We start from the raw sequence: 17,702 nt of genomic DNA, 5'->3' as shown, positions 1-17,702 counted from the left end.
TGGAAAGGAAACCCATGAAGAAGACCCTGCAGTTCGGCGCCCTGGCCGGCGCCGCTGCCCTCGTGCTCGCGGGCTGCGCGTCCGCCGGGCAGCCGGCATCCGCGCCGGGCACCTCCGAGCCCGCGCAGAGCGACGCGACGGCGCCGGGCGGACCGCGCGTCGCCGTCGCCTACGAGGGCGGCGTGCTCGTCCTCGGCGGGGAGGACTACGAGAACCTCGGCGAGTTCGCCTCCGAGGACTTCATCCGCCTCAACGCCGCCGGCGATGGGCGCCACGTCATGGTGACGACGTCGCGGGGCTTCCAGCTCCTCGACGTGCAGCAGCCCGAGCTCACCGACCTCGTGATCCCTGCCGCGGCGGCAGGGCACGTCGTCTCGCACGCGGGCACGACCGTGCTCTATGACGACGCCACCAGCGACACGACGATCTTCGACTCCGCCGCACTCGCCGAGACCGACGGCGAGCTGCCCGAGGCCGAGGTGGTCCCGGGCGTCACCGCGCACCACGGCGTCTCGGTCGAACTCGAGGACGGCACGCTGCTGACGACCGTCGGCGACGAGGCGGGGCGCACCGGCATCCGTGTCCTCGATGCCGACCGGCAAGAGGTCGCCTCCAACGACGAGTGCCCCGGCGTCCATGGTGAGGGGACCGCGAAGGACGAGGCGGTCGTGTTCGGCTGCGAGAACGGCGCGCTCGTCGTGAAGGACGGCGCGATCACGAAGCTCACCTCGCCCGACGAGTACGGCCGCATCGGCAACGCCTACGTCTCCGACGACAGCCCGCTCGTCGTCATGGACTACAAGGACGACCCGGATGCCGAGGGCTACCTCCTCCGAAACATCGCCCTCGTCGACACGGCGGCGGGAACGCTGGAGAAGGTCGCTCTCCCCGAGGGCGTCGAGTACACCTACCGCGGCATCGGCCGCGGTCCGGACGATGAGGCCGTGCTGATCGGCACCGACGGCAAGCTTCACACGATCGATCCGGCGACCGGCGAGATCACGGCGTCGCTGGCCGTCGTCGACCCGTGGGAGGGCCCCGCCGAGTGGCAGGACCCGCACCCCTCGGTCAAGGTCGCGGGCTCGTTCGCCTACGTGACCGACCCCGCCGACCGCGAGGTCGTCGTCGTCGACCTGGACGCCGACGAGATCGCTCACACCATCGCCCTCGACCACGTCCCCAACGAGATCGCCGTCGTCGGCTGACCCCCCGCACGGCGTCGAGGCGTCGCAGATGGTCGCGATTCCCGGCGTGGAACGACCATCTGCGACGCCTCGCGGCGCGTGAGCGGATCAGTCGGCGGGGCGGAGGGTGACGGAGCCGGCGGAGACCTGCACGTCGACCGTGCGCGCGGCGCCGGGGGAGGTGTCGAGCAAGTTGTCGAACGAGCCCGCCGAGACCTCGGACGACACGTCGTACGTGCCGGCGGGGAGGCTGCCGACGAGGGTGCCGGCGCTGACATCGACCCCGACGTCGTCGAGCGCATCGCCCGTCAGGTCGGCGATGATCTGCCCGGCGCCGATCGTGAAGTCCGCTCGCTGGGCGTCGTCGATCCGGACATCGGCCTCTCCGGCGCTGACGTCGACGCGCAGATCGTCTGCGGTGCCCGAGACGTCGGCGTCCCCCGCGCCCACGTGCAGGTCGAGCAGCCCGTAGGTGCCGTCGGCCGTGAGCGAGCCGGCCGAGACGTCGAAGTCCGCGTCGAGCTTCTGGTCGGCCATCGCCTCGGGAAGGGTCAGGGTGGCGCGGTTGTCGTCCCAGCTGAAGCCCGCCTGGAACGCCCACCAGGGGCGTCCGTTCGAGAGGGTGAGCGTGTCGCCGCGTCGCTCCAGCTTCCAGTCGCGGTCGCGTCCGGTCACCTCGAGCGTCGCCTGGTCGACGTCGGCGTACTGCACCACGACGTGGCCCGCCGAGACATCGAGCGCCAGGGCGCTCACCCCGGTCGCATCGGCGGTCCGGCTGCCTGCGCCCCGATCCGCGGCGGCGTAGGCGATCGTGCCGATGCCCGAGAGGAGCGCGCCGAGCAGGAGGAGCCCGCCGACGCAGATCGCGATGATCGCGACGATCTGCGCGGACGGCCGCGGCTGCTGCGGCGGCTGCGGGTCGGCCGGGGGCGCTGCGGTGGGCGGGGGAGTGAGGTCGATGCTCATCGGAGGTGTCCGTTCTGATCGGGATGCCCGGGGGCGGGCGGTGCGCTGTGTTCGAGGTGGACGAGCGCGGCGAGCACCCGCCGGTTGCCGTGCTCGTCCTGTTCGAGGCCGAGCTTCTGGAAGAGGGAGGTGATGTACTTCTCGACGCTCGCCTCCGAGACGAAGAGCGCCGACGCGATGGCCGCGTTGCTCTTGCCCTCGGCGATGAGCGCGAGCACCGAGCGCTCGCGGTCGGTGAGGCGCGACATCCGCTCGTCCCGTGCCCGCCGCGTCAGCAGCTGCGCGACGACCTCGGGATCCAGAACGGTGGCGCCGGCGGCGATCCGGTCGATGGAGTCGAGGAAGTCCTTCACGTCGGCGACGCGGTCCTTCAGCAGATATCCGAGGGCCGCGTTCTGCCCGGTGATGAGATCACTCGCGTAGCGCTCCTCGACGTACTGGCTGAGGACGAGGACGGGAAGGGCCGGATGCTGCGCCCGCAGCTCGAGGGCCGCCCGGATCCCCTCGTCGGTGAACGTCGGCGGCAGCCGGACGTCGAGGATGCAGAGCTCCGGAGTCGTCTCGGTGACGGTCTCGACGATGCCGTCGGCGCGGGGGAGGGCGGCGACCACGGTGTGACCGGCGTCCTCGAGCACGCGGACCAGGCCCTCGCGCAGCAGCGTCGAGTCCTCGCAGATCAGGATGCGCACGGGACCGTCACCTCCAGAGCCGTCGGCCCGCCGGCCGGGCTGTCGAGCGTCGCGGTGCCGCCGGCGGCGAGCACCCGGTTCATGATCCCGTCGAGACCGCCGCCGGGGAGGACGCGCGCCCCGCCGATGCCGTTGTCCTCGACGCGCGCCCAGATGAGGCGTCCCGTCGCGGCGTCGCCGCGGCTGCGGACCACGACGCGCACCTCGGTGGCGCGGGCGTGCTTGGCGGCGTTGGTGAGCGATTCGGCGATGACGAAGTAGATGGCTGCCTCGGATGTCGCACTGCAGCGTTCGTCGAGTCGGATGTCGAGGGCGACCGGGACGTGGGACCGTGCCGCGAGCGCGGAGAGGGCGGCATCCAGTCCGCGGTCGTCCAGCACTGAGGCGTGGATGCCGCGCGCCAGCTGGCGGAGCTCGGTGATCGCGGCCTTCGTCGAGGTGTGCGCCTCGTCGATCAGGGCCTTCGCGGCGACCGGGTCGGAGTCGATCTTCTGCTGCGCGAGGCCCAGGGTCATGCCCACCGAGACGAGCCGAGGCTGGACGCCGTCGTGCAGGTCGCGCTCGATGCGCGTGCGCTCGACTTCGCTGGCGCGCACCGCACCGGCCCGCTGCGCGCCGGCCGTCCGCGCCTGTTCGGCGAGGATCGCTTCGCGCGAGGGCACGAGGATCGACCGGGTCAGGAGGTCGTCGAGCAGCGAGATGCCGAAGAGGATGCCGAGGCTCGCGAGGCCTCCGACGATCCCTCCGACGACGACCCAGCCCTCCGTGACGGCGATGCCGGTGAGCGGCAGTGTGCCGCCCGCGGCACCGGAGAGCGGCGACAGCGCGAGCCCGACGGAGGAGATGACGCCCCAGGTCGCCCCGATGACGATCCACCCGAGGACCGTCGCGATCGCGAGGCTCCCGATGCCGCGCCACATGCCGCCGTCGGTGAACTGCAGCCACAGCGTCCGCATCAGGCCGCGAAATCCCGGTTCGCCGCTCGTGCGGACCGTCAGGCGCGGTACCCCGTGGCCGTAGAGACCCTCCACCCGCTCGTGCTCGAGCCAGGCCGCGACCCAGGCGAGGTAGAGCGCGCCGACGAGGAAGAGGATGCCGATCCCGAAGACGAGGACGGTGCCGATCCCCGTGCTGAACAGGATCACGACGGTGGTCAGGAGGCCGACGCCCACGACGGCGACGGCGGCTAACTGCGCGAGTGTGCCGAGGCGTCGCAGCGGCCGCAGCCGTCGGGGCGGCGAGGAGGTGTCCGAAGTCATGTCCCCACGCTAGGGCGGGGTGCGCGCGTCGACAGCGGGGCCGTCCGGAGACCTGCGTTCGGGTTATCCCCCGGTGCCCGCGCCGGCCGCGCCGTCGGCGAAGCCGCGCGCGTAGGCCTCGCGGGTTCCCTCGCCGAACAGGTCGCGCTCCGCCGGACGTACGATCGCGCGCGCACCGGGCAGGTCGAGGTCGCCGACGAGGTCGGCGCGACCGCGGACGACGGCCACCGGCATCCCGCTCGATTTTCGTTTGACGAGGTCGGCCGCCGCGGCGAGCTCGTCGGCCACGCACGGCAGCGTGACGGCCAGCGGGCGACCCGAGGCATCCGTCGCCCCGCGCAGATCCTCGATAACGACCACTCCGGCCGCACCGATCGCGCAGTCGGTCTGCCCCTCGCGCCAGGCGCGGCCGAGCGTGTCGGACACGATCACGCCCACCGTCGCTCCGGTGCGTTCGCGGATGCCGGTGGCCAAGACGCGCGCCGAGGCGTCGGGGTCCTCGGGGAGCAGCAGGATGAGGCCTTCGGGGGTATTGCTCGCGTCGACGCCCGCCGCGGCGGCGACGATGCCGAGCCTGCTCTCGACGATGCGGACGGTGCCCGCCTCGTTCTCGGCGACGACGCGCACGGTCTCGGCGGCGATGGCCGCGTCGCGCTCCTCGGCGGGGCGGTAGCGCCCCTCGGCCTTCGAGACGATCTTGCTCGTGACGACGAGGACGTCGCCGTCGACGAGGGTGCCGCCCGCGGCATCCGCGATGGCCGCGACCAGGTCGTCGCCGGGCGAGATCTCGCCGATGCCGACGAGCGGCCAGACAGTCAGGGCGGCGGGGGCGTCGGGCATCGGCCCAGGATACGGCGACCGTACGCTGGAGGGGTGACCGCCCCCACCGCGCCCCGTGTCGTCCTGCTCGCCGGCGGTGTCGGCGGTTCCACCTTCGCCGTGGGTCTCCGCGACGAGCTGAGGCAGCGCGGCGGCGAGCTGACCGTCGTCTGCAACACGGGCGACGACCTGTGGCTGAGCGGGCTCCGCCTGCAGCCCGACGTCGACTCGATGCTCTACGCGCTCGCCGGCGTGAAGGACCTCGCTCAGGGGTGGGGGCGCGCCGGGGATTCGCGCCGCGTCGCCGACGAACTCGCCGCCTGGGGTGTCGGCTGGGAGTGGTTCCTGCTGGGCGACCTCGACCTCGGCGCACACATCGCCCGCACTTCCTGGCTGCGCGAGGGGGCCACGCCGACCGAGGCGATCGCCCGCCTGCAGGCCCGGTGGGAGCTCGGTGCGACGCTCCTGCCGATGACCGACACCGAGGTCGACACCCACGTGGTCCTGGATGCCGGTCGGATGCACTTTCAGGAGTGGTGGACGCGGCACCGCGCCCGCCTCGAGCCCGTGCGCTTCGAGAACCCTGGGATAGAGGCATCCGTCCCCGCGCCGGGCGTGCTCGAGGCGATCGCGGCGGCCGACGCGATCCTCGTCGCCCCCTCGAACCCCATCGTCTCGATCGGTCCGATCCTCGCCGTCCCGGGCCTGGCAGATGCGCTCCGGTCGGCGTCCGTCCCGGTCGTGGGCGTCTCGCCGATCATCGGCGACGCCCCGGTCCGCGGAATGGCCGACGTGTGCCTGCGCGTCGCCGGGGTCCCGTGCACGGCGGCCGGGGTCGCGGGGCACTACGGCGCGCGTCGTGACGGCGGAGTCCTCGACGCGTGGCTCATCGCCGAGGAGGATGCGGGGGGCGCGGCATCCGTCGACGCCCTCGGGATCGAGGCGCGCGTCGAACCGTTGTGGATGTCGGATGCCGCCCGCACCCGCGCGCTCGCTGTCGCCGCGCTCGCTGCCGCGGGGCTTGACGTCAGGGCGAGACCCGCGGGGTCGGACAAGCGGCAGAGCGATCGCTCATAAGTCTGCTCTGACCGATCGAATCGGCTTGAAATCGGATCCTGTCTCGGTGAGGCAGCGAGTCGCGCCGAAAACGCTTGCGCCGACGTTTCGGCGGATCAGGTTTCGGCAGGGGGTTTCGGTTGATTGATTTCCGGCGTGTCACGGTCGCCGCCGACGCTGCGGTCAGTCGCGCCGATAACGATCGTTTCCGGCTCGCTAGGCGCGTGGCGGCCGGATGGGCTCCCAGAAAGGCTAGCCGGAACGGTTTTGAGGGACTTTTTTTATGGGCCATGTACATGGGAGGTCGCGGCGAGGTAGTGAGTCGTCATCATTGCGCGTCATGCCTGGCATCCTGGCGCTCTGTTCGTACGCATCGCCCAGGCGAGACAAGCACTATCCCCGGGGCGAGGAGGCACTTTCGATTCGTCGAGAGGGCGTCTCACTTCGGCTTCCGGAGAATAATCACGGCCAGGAAGATGACACACACCGCAATTCCTGCCGCCATCAGTGCCCACCCAGGTAACCCCAGTGCTGCAAAGACCCCTACATCCGGTGATCCCTGGCGAATTTGCGGGACGAAGAGGAGAAGCGAGAACAGGACGGCCAACCCCCCGAAAAAGACTATTCCCGCGGTCCTGCCATTCATAGTTGACTCCTGCTTCAACCGCATCCGATGGCTCACGACACTATCTCGCCCGAAACGATGCATCGGGCTAGCTGCAAAGGTCCCAAGCAGCCCGCAACCGCCGGGATCCTCGAAGAATCGGTCACGTCGAACCCGCTTGTAGCTCACCGCATAGCGACCTCTTCACGGCCTGCCCTTTGCCTGCCGAAAACGATCGTTTTCGGGTGATCGAACGAGGCTGCTCGGCGTCACTCCGGAACTTTCGACGACGGGCCCCTCCCGCATGCGCGCTCTTCGCGTATCGCTACGCCTGCATCCCTGCCATCATCGTCCGATGGGCCTCCGGGTGACTGTCATCCTCCTGCTCCTCATCGGAGGGGGCGGCGTCGGCGTGGGATCCGGCGTCGCGATCGTGTTTGACCTCCCGTGGGGATGGCTGCTCGTCGCCGGGGGTGCGATTGCCCTGATTCCCGGGTTCATTCTCTTCGTGCGGCTGAAACAGCGCGACGCGCCGCGGAAGGCTCCCGGAGACCACCGGTCGTGACCAGTTCACAGAGGTGGGGCGGATTGGCGATGGGGATTCTCTTCGCGCTGATCGGCCTGCTTCTCCGATCCTCAACAGCGGGATTGGTCCTGATCGTTGTCGGTGTGAGCATCGCCGCCGTTCACGCGGGCCTGCTCCTCCTCGCTCGTCGCAAAAGGTGAGCGGCACCGCTGGGCCGGCTTTCACCACTCCGCACTGTCGCAGCCGCTCCAGAGACGTCTGCCAAAACCCAGTAGCGGGTACCGTTTGCGGCGCGCCGAGTTCAGCATCTCGGGAGCATGACGGTCGGGGCGGGGGTTGCGGATGTCTCGTTGTCACACTTTGTTCTCTGCCGGGCATTTCCCCTAAGACAGCGGATGGCCCGTTGCCGGGAGACGGATGGAGCGACCGTGAGTAAGCGCACTGTAGACGAGGTCTCGGCGGGGAGCAGCCCGCGATTCGTGGCATCGATCGCCACGGAAGCCGCACTGGACGAGCTTGTGCTCCAAGCGTGATCAGCGGGCAGCCGCAGCCGTTGCCGCTGCCGGTAGCTGATGCGCGCCTGTCTCGCGCGCGGAAAGTTCTGCGCGACCAGTTAGCTCCAACCGACCGTGTCCACTGAGTAGGGGTGATCGCGGCCCGGGCGCGGGAATCGTTCGTTCTCGCCCCCGCGCTCACCCGACCGGCGGGGCCGCGGCCGCCTCGGCCAGCGCCTCGGCGACCAGGCGCACGTTCGCGGTGAGGGCACCGGCGGTGACGCGGATGTGCGGCGTGGTCGACTCGTCGGTGGGGGCGCGATAGGGGATGCCGGGGGAGACCGCGATGCCCGAGGCGGCGAGCCGCATCCGGGTGGCGCGCTCGTCGACCACGGGGACCCAGAGGTTGAGGCCGTCGGGGTCGCCGACATCGACCCCGAAGCGGCGGAGTGCGGTCGCCATGCTGTCGAGGCGATCGCGGTAGATGAGTCGCGCGGTGCGCACACGCGCGACCGCGCCCGGGTCGGTGAGAAGACCCAGCAGCACCGTCTGCAGCAGGCGCGAGGTCCACCCGGGCCCCAGCATCCGTCGGGCGACGAGCCGTTCGACCACGCGCGCCGGCCCGCCGAGCGCGGCGATGCGCAGGTCGGGCCCGTGCGACTTCGAGAAGCTCCGCACGTGCACGACCTGGTTCGGGATCCAGCGCGCGAGGGTCACATCGGGCGCTGTCGAGATGAGCGCCGAGTGGTCATCCTCGATCACGGTGACGCGCCTTCCGTCGGGCGCGTTCATGATGAGCTGCGCGAGGGCGCGCGCGCGCTCGACGGTCATCGAGATGCCGGTCGGGTTCTGCGCCCGCGGCTGCAGCACGACCGCGGCGGGCTTTCGGCCGAGGGCATGCGAGAGGGATGCCGGGGTGACGCCGTCGCGATCGAGGGCCAGAGGCACGGGCTCGGCGCCCAGTGCTTCGAGCAGGTCGAAGAAGTAGGGGAAGCCGGGGGATTCCACCGCGACGCGGTCACCGAAACGGACGACCTGTTCGAGCGTCCGTGAGATGCCGTCGAGCGCGCCGTCGACGACCGTGAAGGTCTCGACGCCGGGCGCGGGCCACGTCTCGGCGATGTGCGCGTGCAGCTCGGGGAGCACCGGCAGGTCGTGGTACCGGCCGGTGTCGGCGCGTGGCGCGACGTGCGCGAACGCGTTCTCGAGGGCGGGGAGCATCGCCGGGTCGGGGGTGCCGTGCGACAGGTCGAGGCGCATCGGCTGCGCGCTGCCGGCGAGCCCCTGCACGCGCGGGCTCAACCACTCGCGCGGCTCGGCGCGCACGAAGCTGCCGGCACGGCCCCGCGAGACGATCGTGCCGGCATCCGACAGGGCGCGCCACGCGGCGGCGACGGTACCGGCCGAGACGCCCAGGGCCGCGGCCATCTCGCGCACCGTCGGCAGGCGCTCGCCCGGCTCGAGCGAGCCGTCGGCCACGAGTCGAGCGATCTCGCCCGCCATGCCCAGCGGGGTGCGGGACTCGAGCGACTCGGGGCGCAGCATCCGTCTCCTCGGGTGAGCGAGGTGTCCGGAGGATTAACGGCCGCGACACACTCGGAAACTGTCGAGAAATGTTCAAGCAGGACAGTAACAGAACCGAGGGAAGGAAGGCCGACATGGCAACGGTGAGGGCGGCGATCACGCAGACGACGTGGACCGGCGACAAGGAGTCGATGCTCGACAAGCACGAGCAGTTCGCTCGGGAGGCCGCAGCGCAGGGCGCCCAGGTCATCTGCTTCCAGGAGCTGTTCTACGGCCCCTACTTCGGCATCACGCAGGAGAAGAAGTACTACCGCTACGCCGAACCCGTCGACGGCCCCATCGTGCAGCGCTTCGCCGCGCTCGCGAAGGAACTCGGCATGGTGATGGTCCTCCCCATCTACGAAGAGGCGCAGACCGGCGTGTACTACAACACGGCGGTGGTGGTGGATGCCGACGGCACGATCCTCGGCTCGTACCGCAAGCACCACATCCCGCACGTCGAGAAGTTCTGGGAGAAGTTCTACTTCCGTCCGGGAAACCTCGGCTACCCCGTCTTCGACACCGCGGTCGGCAAGGTCGGCGTCATCATCTGCTACGACCGCCACTTCCCCGAGGCGTGGCGCGAGCTCGGTCTCAACGGCGCGCACCTCGCCTTCAACCCGAACGCGACGAAGCCCGGTCTGTCGAACCGCCTGTGGGAGGTGGAACAGCCCGCCGCCGCCGTCGCCAACGGGTACTTCGTCCTCGCCCCCAACCGCGTCGGCCGCGAGGACAACGAGTACGGCGACGAGGCGGTCACCTTCTACGGCACCAGCCAGATCGTCGACCCGCGCGGCAACTACGTCGGCGAGCTCGGCTCGGGCACCGACGAGGAGATCCTCATCCGCGACCTCGACATGGACCTCGTCCGTGAGATGCGCGACGACTGGCAGTTCTACCGCGACCGCCGTCCCGACTCCTACGCCGAGATCGTCGCCCCGTAAGGAAGGCGGAACCATGCCCACCACCCTCATCACCGGCGGCACCGTCGTCTCGTCGACCGGCCGCGGCCCCGCCGACGTCCTCATCGACGGCGAGACGATCGTCGCCGTGCTGACGCCCGGCTCCACCCTGCTCGGGCACGACCTCGCGGCATCCGTCGACACCGTGATCGACGCGACGGGGAAGTACGTGATCCCGGGCGGCATCGACGCGCACACCCACATGCAGCTGCCGTTCGGCGGCACCTCGGCATCCGACACCTTCGAGACCGGCACGCGCGCCGCCGCCTGGGGCGGGACGACCACGATCGTGGACTTCGCGGTGCAGCGCCAGGGCGAGCGGGTCGAGGACGGCCTCGCCGCCTGGCACGCGCTCGCGGCGGGGGAGTGCGCGGTGGACTACGGCTTCCACCAGATCATCGGCGGGGTCGACGAGCACTCGCTCGCCGCGCTCCCGACCCTGATCGACGAGGGCATCACGAGCTTCAAGATGTTCATGGCGTACCCGGGGGTCTTCTACGCCGACGACGCGCAGATCCTGAAGGCCATGCAGGTCTCGGCCGACACCGGACTGCTCACGATGATGCACGCCGAGAACGGCCCCGTCATCGACGTCCTCGCCGAGCAGCTCGTGCGCGCCGGCAACACCGACCCCTACTTCCACGGCAAGGCACGCGTGTGGCAGGCCGAGGAGGAGGCGACGCACCGCGCGATCATGCTCTCGAACATCACCGGCGCCCCGCTCTACGTCGTGCACGTGAGCGCGAAGCAGGCCGTCGAGCAGCTCGCCTGGGCGCGCGACAGGGGGCAGAACGTCTTCGGCGAGACCTGCCCGCAGTACCTCTACCTCTCGCTCGAGGAGCACCTCGGTGCCAAGAGCGAGCAGTGGGGATCGTTCGAGGGCGCCAAGTACGTGTGCTCGACGCCGCTGCGCTCCCGCGCCGAAGGCCACCAGGACCACATGTGGCAGGCGCTCCGCACGAACGACCTGCAGATGGTCTCGACCGACCACTGCCCGTTCTGCATGAAGGACCAGAAGGAGCTCGGCCGCGGCGACTTCCGCGCGATCCCCAACGGCATCGGGTCGGTCGAGCACCGCATCGACCTCATGTATCAGGGCGTCGTGACCGGCGAGATCACCCTCGAGCGCTGGGTCGAGCTCACGAGCACGACTCCCGCGCGCATGTTCGGCATGTACGGCAAGAAGGGCGTCATCGCCCCCGGCGCGGACGGCGACGTCGTGATCTACGACCCGAACGGGCACACCTCGATCGGGTACGAGAAGACCCACCACATGAACATGGACCACTCCGCGTGGGAGGGCTTCGAGATCGACGGGCACGTCGACACGGTGCTCTCGCGCGGCAAGGTCATCGTCGACGACGGCGCCTACCTCGGACGCAAGGGCGACGGTCGCTTCGTCAAGCGCGGCCTCAGCCAGTACCTCATCTGACCCGAACCCCCGAAAGAGGACCCATGGACTTCGGCGTCGTCCTGCAGACGAACCCACCCGCCTCGCGCACCGTGCAGCTGTCCACGCTGGCCGAGGCCCACGGCTTCAGCCACGTCTGGACCTTCGACTCGCACCTGCTGTGGGAGGAGCCCTACGTTGTGCACTCGGCGATCCTCAACGCCACCAAGCGGATCACGGTCGGTCCGTTCGTCACGAACCCCGCCACCCGCGACTGGACCGTCACGGCATCCGTCTTCGCGACCCTCAACGAGATGTACGGCAACCGCACGATCTGCGGCATCGGCCGCGGCGACTCGGCGGTGCGGGTCACCAACGGCAAGCCGGTGACGATGCGCGAGCTGCGCGAGTCGATCCACGTCATCCGCGAGCTCGCGAACTCGCGGCCGGTCGAGTACAAGGGCGCGACGCTGCAGTTCCCGTGGAGCCGCGGCTCCGAGCTCGACGTCTGGGTCGCGGCCTACGGCCCCCTGGCGCTGAAGCTCACCGGCGAGGTCGGCGACGGCTTCATCCTGCAGCTGGCCGATGTCGACATCGCCGCCTGGATGATCAAGGTGGTGCGGGATGCCGCCGAGGCCGCCGGGCGCGACCCCGATTCGATCGCGTTCTGCGTCGCCGCCCCCATGTACATCGGCGATGACTGGGAGCACATGCGCGACCAGTGCCGCTGGTTCGGCGGCATGGTCGGCAACCACGTCGCCGACATCGTCGCCAAGTACGGCGCCGACGGCGACGTGCCGCAGGCCCTCACCGACTACATCGCCGGCCGCACCGGTTACGACTACAACAGCCACGGCAAGAGCGACAACGACCACGTCGACTTCGTCCCCGACGAGATCGTCGACCGCTTCTGCCTGCTCGGCACCGCCGAGGACCACATCGCCAAGCTCGAACAGCTGAAGGCGCTCGGGGTGACGCAGTTCGCCGGCTACCTGCAGCACGACAACAAGGAGGAGACGATGCGGGTCTACGGCGAGACCGTGATCCCCGCCCTCTCCGACCACATCACGGCCAAGTCATGACGCGTCGCGCGGCAGCCGGATGGGGGTGGGGCGTCGTCGGCGTCCTCGCCCTCGTCGCGCTGTGGGAGGCGTACAAGTGGCTGGGGCCGGCCGACGGGCTCGTCCTCGGCGGCGAGGGCGGCCTCCGCATCCTGCCCCGCACCCACGATCGGGCGATGCCCCACGTCGTCGACATGATCACGCGCCTGTTCGACCCGACGAGCGGCGCGGCGACCCCGCCGCTGTGGGCGACGGTCGCCGGCGCGGGCCTGCTCACCCTCGGCATCGCCCTCGTCGGATGGGTCATCGGCGTCGTCGTCGGGGTCGCGTTCGCCCTCCTCATGCAGCGCTGGCGCATCGTCGAGCGGGGACTCCTGCCCTGGATCGTGGTCTCGCAGACCGTGCCGCTCATCGCCTTCGCACCGCTTGTCGCCCGCATCGGATCGCAGATCGACCGCGCCGGCCTGCCGTGGCCCGAGTGGCTCTCGGTCGCCGTCATCGCGTCCTACCTCGCGTTCTTCCCTGTCTCGATCGGTGCGCTGAAGGGGCTGGCCTCGCCCGATGCGATCCACCTCGACCTCATGCGCAGCTACGCCGCGGGCTACGGTCAGACCCTCCGGCGTCTGCGCGCACCCGCTGCGGTGCCCTACCTGATCCCCGCCGCCCGTCTCGCGGCGGCGAACGCCGTCGTCGGGGCGATCGTCGCCGAGGTCTCGATCGGCATGCGCGGCGGACTCGGACGCCTGCTGCTCCAGGCCGCCCAGTCCGCCTCCGCCGACCCCGCCCTCCCGTGGGGCCCGATCTTCGGTGCCGTGCTCCTCGGCCTCGTCGTCGCCGGGGTCGTCGCCCTGCTCGCAGCGGGCCTTCGCCGGTACCGCCGCGGAGAGGCATCCGCATGATCCCCCGCCCTCACCCGAGAGGAACCTCCGCATGAGCGAGATCGCCGTCCGCGCCACCGGTGTCGGCCGCACCTTCGGGGGCCGCCGTACGACCGAGGTCCACGCCCTGACCGGAGTCGACCTCGAGATCGCCGCGGGCGAGTTCGTGTCGCTGATCGGTCCGTCCGGATGCGGCAAGTCGACCCTGATGCGACTGATCGCCGACCTCGATCAGCCCACCGCGGGGTCGCTCGAGGTCTTCGGCAAGACCCCCAAGAAGGCGCGCCTCGACCAGGACTACGGCATCGCCTTCCAGCAGGCCGGCTTGCTGCCGTGGCGGACCGTCCTCGAGAACATCGTGCTGCCCCTCGAACTCCACGGCGTCGCCGCGCGCGAGCGGCGTGCCCGCGCCGCCGCGCTCGCCGAGATGGTCGGCCTCACCGACTTCAGCACCCGCTACCCCGACGAACTGTCGGGCGGCATGCAGCAGCGCGTCGCGATCGCCCGGGCGCTCGCCTCGCGTCCCAAGCTGCTCCTGATGGACGAGCCGTTCGGAGCGCTGGACGAGATGACCCGCGAGCGGATGCAGACCGAGCTGACCCGCATCACGGGCGAGACCGGAGCCGCCGTCGTCTTCGTGACGCACTCGATCCCCGAGGCCGTCTACCTCTCCGACCGGGTGGTCGTGATGTCGCCGCGACCCGGCCGCATCACCGATCTCGTGTCGGTGCCGTTCGGGCACGACCGCCCCGACCTGCTGCGCGAGTCGCCCGAGTTCTTCGAGAAGGTGACCGAGGTGCGCGAGGCGCTCCACGGCGCCCCCGTCGCCCGCGCGAACGAGCGGTGAGCGCACCATGACCGTGACCGAGCGGATCTCGCGCGTCGCCGCGCCGGTGGCCACCGGCATCCTTCTCCTGCTCCTGTGGCAGGTGCTGTCGGGCGTCAAGATCGGCCGACTGGCGCTCATCCCCGCCCCGGCCGACGTGGCCGAGACGGCCGGGCGGATCGGCGGCGTCGTCGCCGAGGACGCCCTCGTGACCGGAGGCAACACGCTCGTGGGCCTCGTCGCCGGTACGGTCCTCGGCATCGCGCTGGCGGCGCTCGCCGCGTGGCTGCGTCCGGTGGACGGCATGGTCGCGCCGCTCGTCGCGGCGATCGCAGTCGTGCCCATCGTCGCCCTGACTCCGCTGCTCAACACGATGTTCGGTGCCTCGGCGCAGACGGGCCGCCAGATGGTCGCCGGCGTCGCCGCATTCGTGCCGGTCTTCGTGAACGTCCTCCGCGGGCTGCGGCAGTCGCGTCCCGTGCAGCGCGACCTCTTCCTCGCCTACGCCGCGACCCCCGGCCAGCTCTTCCGCGGGCTGACCCTGCCCGTCGCGCTGCCCTACCTCGTCACCGGCATCCGCATCGCGAGCTCGGTCGCCGTCATCTCCGCGCTCGTCGCGGAGTACTTCGGCGGCCCCACCGACGGACTCGGCACGGCCATCGCCAGCTATGCCAAGACCGGCAACGCCGCCGTCGCCTGGACCTACGTCGGCGCCGCGATCGCCGTCGGCCTCGTCTTCTTCCTCGTCACCGTGCTCGTCGAGCGCGTCGTGACCAGGCGGAGGCCGGTCTGACACCCGTCGGACCGGTTTGCTCCACCCACCGCACCACCCGCACCATCCGACTCCCGAAAGGAACACCATGCGTCACAGCACCCGACGCCGGTTGGCGGTCGTCACGACCCTGACCGCCGGCGCACTCGCCCTGTCCGCGTGCGCGGGCACCACGAGCACCACCCCGACCGCCGACGGCGACGCGGACTTCACGCCCATCACCGACATCAAGCTGCAGCTGCAGTGGCTGCCGCAGGCCCAGTTCGCCGGCTACTACGTCGCACAGGAGATGGGCTACTTCGAGGAGGAGGGTTTCGACAACGTCGAGATCGTGCCCTCGGGCGGTGACATCGTCCCGCAGGACGCCCTGGCCGCGGGCGACGTCGACTTCGCGGTCGCGTGGGTACCGAAGGTGCTCGGCACCATCGAGTCCACCGGCGTCGAACTCACCGACATCGCTCAGGTCTTCCAGCGCTCGGGCACGACGCAGGTCTCGTGGAAGGGCGACGGCATCACGGACGTCGCCGACTTCGAGGGCAAGCGCATCGGTTCGTGGGGCTTCGGCAACGAGTGGGAGATCTTCGCCGCGATGGCGGCGGACGACCTCGACGCGTCGACCGTGTCGATCACGACGCAGGACTTCTCGATGAACGCCCTGCTCGACGGCGACGTGGATGCCGCGCAGGCGATGACCTACAACGAGCTCGCCCAGGTGCTCGAGGTCGTCAACCCCGACACCGGCGAGCTGTACACGCTCGACGACCTCGACGTCGTCTACTACGAGGACACCGAGGGGGCCATGCTGCAGGACGCCATCTGGGCCGACACCCAGCGCCTCGACGAGGACCCGGCGTACGCCGACGCCGCGGTGCGCTTCTTGAAAGCGGTCGCCAAGGGATGGCTGTACGCCCGTGACAACGTCGAGGATTCCGCCTCGCTCGTCTGGGACGTCGCCTCGAACGCCGAAGCGGCCTTCCCCGTCGGCCCGGTCCACCAGCTGTGGCAGCTCAACGAGGTCAACAAGCTGATCTGGACCGACGCGCCCTTCGGCACCGTCGAGCAGGACAAGTGGGACCAGACGGTCGACGGCGCCCTCGCCGCGGTGAACCAGGACGGCATGAACCTGATCACGCAGGAACCGCCGGCATCCGCATTCTCGAACGAGTACATCGAGAAGGCGATCGCGGAGCTGGAGGACGAGGGCGTCAGCCTCGATGGGGAGTACACGCCTATCGACGTGACCCTCACCGAGGGCGGACAGTAAGAGCACCATCCCGGCGGTCCCGGGCCGCGAGCCCCGGGACCGCCCCCGACAGAGAGCACCTCAGATGACCTCCGACGACCTCGACCTCCGCACCCGCGAACTCGACCGTGCCCACGTCTTCCACTCGTGGTCGGCGCAGGCGCTCATCGACCCGTTCCCGCTCGCCGGCGGTTCGGGGTCGACCGTCTGGGACCATGCCGGACACCGGATGCTGGACTTCTCGAGCCAGCTCGTGAACGTCAACATCGGCCACCAGCATCCGGCCGTCGTCGACGCCATCAAGGCGCAGGCCGACCTGCTCACGACCGTCGCGCCGTCGACCGCCAACCTCGCCCGCGGCGAGGCGGCGAAGCGGATCACCGATCTCGCTCCCGACGGGTTCTCGAAGGTGTTCTTCACGAACGGTGGGGCGGATGCGAATGAGAACGCGATGCGGATGGCGCGGTTGCACACGGGGCGCGACAAGGTGTTGTCGCGATACCGGAGCTATCACGGCAACACGGGGGCGGCGATCGTCGCGACGGGGGATTGGCGTCGAATCCCGAACGAGTACGCGCGCGGTCACGTGCACTTCTTCGGTCCGTACCTGTACCGGTCGGAGTTCTGGGCGAGCACTCCGGAGGAGGAGTGTGCGCGGGCGTTGCATCATCTGCGTCGGGTGATCGAGGCGGAGGGTCCGAGCTCGATCGCGGCGATCCTGTTGGAGTCGGTGCCGGGGACGGCGGGGATCATGGTGCCCCCGCCGGGGTATCTCGCGGGGGTGCGCCGCCTGGCGGATGAGTTCGGGATCGTGTTGATCCTGGACGAGGTGATGAGCGGGTTCGGGCGCACGGGCCGGTGGTTCGCGTTCGAGGGGCACGATGTGGTGCCGGATCTGATCACGTTCGCGAAGGGCGTGAACTCGGGGTATGTCCCGATCGGCGGGGTGATCATCTCGGACGAGATCGCGGCGACGTTCGACGAGCGGGTGTTCCCGGGCGGGCTCACATACTCGGGGCATCCGTTGGCGGCGGCATCTGTGGTCGCGGCGCTGGACGCGATGCGGGAGGAGGGGATCGTCGACAACGCCCGCCGGATCGGGGAGGACGTCCTCGGCCCAGGGTTGCACGCCCTCGCACAGAAGCACCCGATCATCGGCGAGGTCCGCGGAGAGGGCGTGTTCTGGGCGCTCGAACTGGTCGCCGACCCGGTGACCCGCGAACCCGTCGCTCCCGCGGTGGTCGGCGTGCTGAAGAAGGACCTCATGGCGCGCGGGCTGCTGCCCTTCGCCGCCGACAACCGCATCCACGTCGTCCCGCCCTGCGTCGTCACCGACGACGAGGTGCGGCGCGCCCTCGACATCTACGACGCGGCCTTCGCCGCGCTCTGACCCCACACCTTCGGAGGAAC

At 70.3% G+C, this 17,702-nt stretch carries 16 protein-coding genes; 11 read left to right on the top strand and 5 right to left on the bottom strand.

Features of this window, described 5'->3' with window-relative positions; all coding sequences use genetic code 11:
* The first annotated feature begins 14 nt into the window (after positions 1-14).
* Entirely contained in the window at positions 15-1,205 is a 1,191-nt protein-coding gene (gene aztD / locus ACIGEP_RS15280) for a zinc metallochaperone AztD (protein WP_396662477.1), read from the top strand.
* Between the two features lie 87 nt (positions 1,206-1,292).
* Here aztD and ACIGEP_RS15275 read toward each other — a convergent pair whose 3' ends face one another.
* From ACIGEP_RS15275 to cofE, 4 genes are all read right to left on the bottom strand, one after another.
* Positions 1,293-2,150 (bottom strand): hypothetical protein, encoded by an 858-nt coding sequence (locus ACIGEP_RS15275; RefSeq protein WP_396662476.1) that lies wholly within the window; start codon positions 2,148-2,150, stop codon positions 1,293-1,295.
* The gene (locus ACIGEP_RS15270) at positions 2,147-2,839 is read right to left on the bottom strand and encodes a LuxR C-terminal-related transcriptional regulator (protein ID WP_396662475.1); all 693 of its coding nucleotides are present in this window, start codon (positions 2,837-2,839) and stop codon (positions 2,147-2,149) included. Before ACIGEP_RS15270 ends, ACIGEP_RS15275 begins: the two co-directional genes overlap by 4 nt.
* Complete coding sequence (locus tag ACIGEP_RS15265) at positions 2,827-4,098, bottom strand: histidine kinase (protein WP_396662474.1); 1,272 nt, start codon at positions 4,096-4,098, stop codon at positions 2,827-2,829. Before ACIGEP_RS15265 ends, ACIGEP_RS15270 begins: the two co-directional genes overlap by 13 nt.
* 63 nt (positions 4,099-4,161) lie before the next feature.
* Positions 4,162-4,938: a coenzyme F420-0:L-glutamate ligase gene (cofE, locus tag ACIGEP_RS15260; protein ID WP_396662473.1), complete on the bottom strand. Its 777-nt coding sequence runs from the start codon at positions 4,936-4,938 to the stop codon at positions 4,162-4,164.
* Positions 4,939-4,971: 33 nt separating this feature from the next.
* Between cofE and cofD the strand changes: the two genes are divergently transcribed.
* Both cofD and ACIGEP_RS15250 read left to right on the top strand, forming a co-directional pair.
* Positions 4,972-5,994 (top strand): 2-phospho-L-lactate transferase, encoded by a 1,023-nt coding sequence (cofD, locus tag ACIGEP_RS15255; protein ID WP_396662472.1) that lies wholly within the window; start codon positions 4,972-4,974, stop codon positions 5,992-5,994.
* A gap of 938 nt (positions 5,995-6,932) precedes the next feature.
* Positions 6,933-7,142, top strand: coding sequence for a hypothetical protein (locus tag ACIGEP_RS15250; protein WP_396662471.1), 210 nt, complete (start codon positions 6,933-6,935; stop codon positions 7,140-7,142).
* A 653-nt stretch (positions 7,143-7,795) separates the two neighbouring features.
* Here the strand turns inward: ACIGEP_RS15250 and ACIGEP_RS15245 are convergent.
* A complete protein-coding gene (locus ACIGEP_RS15245; RefSeq protein ID WP_396662470.1) occupies positions 7,796-9,142 on the bottom strand; it encodes an aminotransferase class I/II-fold pyridoxal phosphate-dependent enzyme in 1,347 nt (448 codons plus the stop codon).
* Positions 9,143-9,255: 113 nt separating this feature from the next.
* On the opposite strand from ACIGEP_RS15245, the gene ACIGEP_RS15240 reads away from it, so the two are divergent.
* The 8 genes from ACIGEP_RS15240 to ACIGEP_RS15205 all read left to right on the top strand — a co-directional run bounded on the left by ACIGEP_RS15240 (position 9,256) and on the right by ACIGEP_RS15205 (position 17,682).
* Complete coding sequence (locus tag ACIGEP_RS15240) at positions 9,256-10,104, top strand: nitrilase-related carbon-nitrogen hydrolase (protein ID WP_396662469.1); 849 nt, start codon at positions 9,256-9,258, stop codon at positions 10,102-10,104.
* Positions 10,105-10,117: 13 nt separating this feature from the next.
* Positions 10,118-11,554 carry a dihydropyrimidinase gene (hydA, locus tag ACIGEP_RS15235; RefSeq protein WP_396662468.1) on the top strand — a complete coding sequence of 479 codons (1,437 nt, stop codon included), beginning with the start codon at positions 10,118-10,120 and terminating at the stop codon, positions 11,552-11,554.
* 23 nt (positions 11,555-11,577) lie between these two features.
* Positions 11,578-12,594: a TIGR03842 family LLM class F420-dependent oxidoreductase gene (locus ACIGEP_RS15230; RefSeq protein ID WP_396662467.1), complete on the top strand. Its 1,017-nt coding sequence runs from the start codon at positions 11,578-11,580 to the stop codon at positions 12,592-12,594.
* On the top strand, positions 12,591-13,472 hold the full coding sequence (locus ACIGEP_RS15225; protein ID WP_396662466.1) for an ABC transporter permease: 882 nt from the start codon (positions 12,591-12,593) through the stop codon (positions 13,470-13,472). Before ACIGEP_RS15230 ends, ACIGEP_RS15225 begins: the two co-directional genes overlap by 4 nt.
* A gap of 31 nt (positions 13,473-13,503) precedes the next feature.
* Positions 13,504-14,298, top strand: a complete 795-nt coding sequence (locus ACIGEP_RS15220) for an ABC transporter ATP-binding protein (protein WP_396662465.1) — start codon at positions 13,504-13,506, stop codon at positions 14,296-14,298.
* 7 nt (positions 14,299-14,305) lie between these two features.
* Complete coding sequence (locus tag ACIGEP_RS15215) at positions 14,306-15,070, top strand: ABC transporter permease (protein ID WP_396662464.1); 765 nt, start codon at positions 14,306-14,308, stop codon at positions 15,068-15,070.
* 67 nt (positions 15,071-15,137) lie between these two features.
* Complete coding sequence (locus ACIGEP_RS15210; RefSeq protein WP_396662463.1) at positions 15,138-16,313, top strand: ABC transporter substrate-binding protein; 1,176 nt, start codon at positions 15,138-15,140, stop codon at positions 16,311-16,313.
* Positions 16,314-16,377: 64 nt separating this feature from the next.
* Positions 16,378-17,682, top strand: a complete 1,305-nt coding sequence (locus ACIGEP_RS15205) for an aspartate aminotransferase family protein (RefSeq protein WP_396662462.1) — start codon at positions 16,378-16,380, stop codon at positions 17,680-17,682.
* The last annotated feature ends 20 nt before the right edge of the window (positions 17,683-17,702 follow it).

It is taken from the genome of Microbacterium sp. NPDC077663, assembly GCF_044542795.1.
Classification (GTDB): domain Bacteria; phylum Actinomycetota; class Actinomycetes; order Actinomycetales; family Microbacteriaceae; genus Microbacterium.
This window is presented reverse-complemented; position numbering and strand designations above follow the sequence as displayed.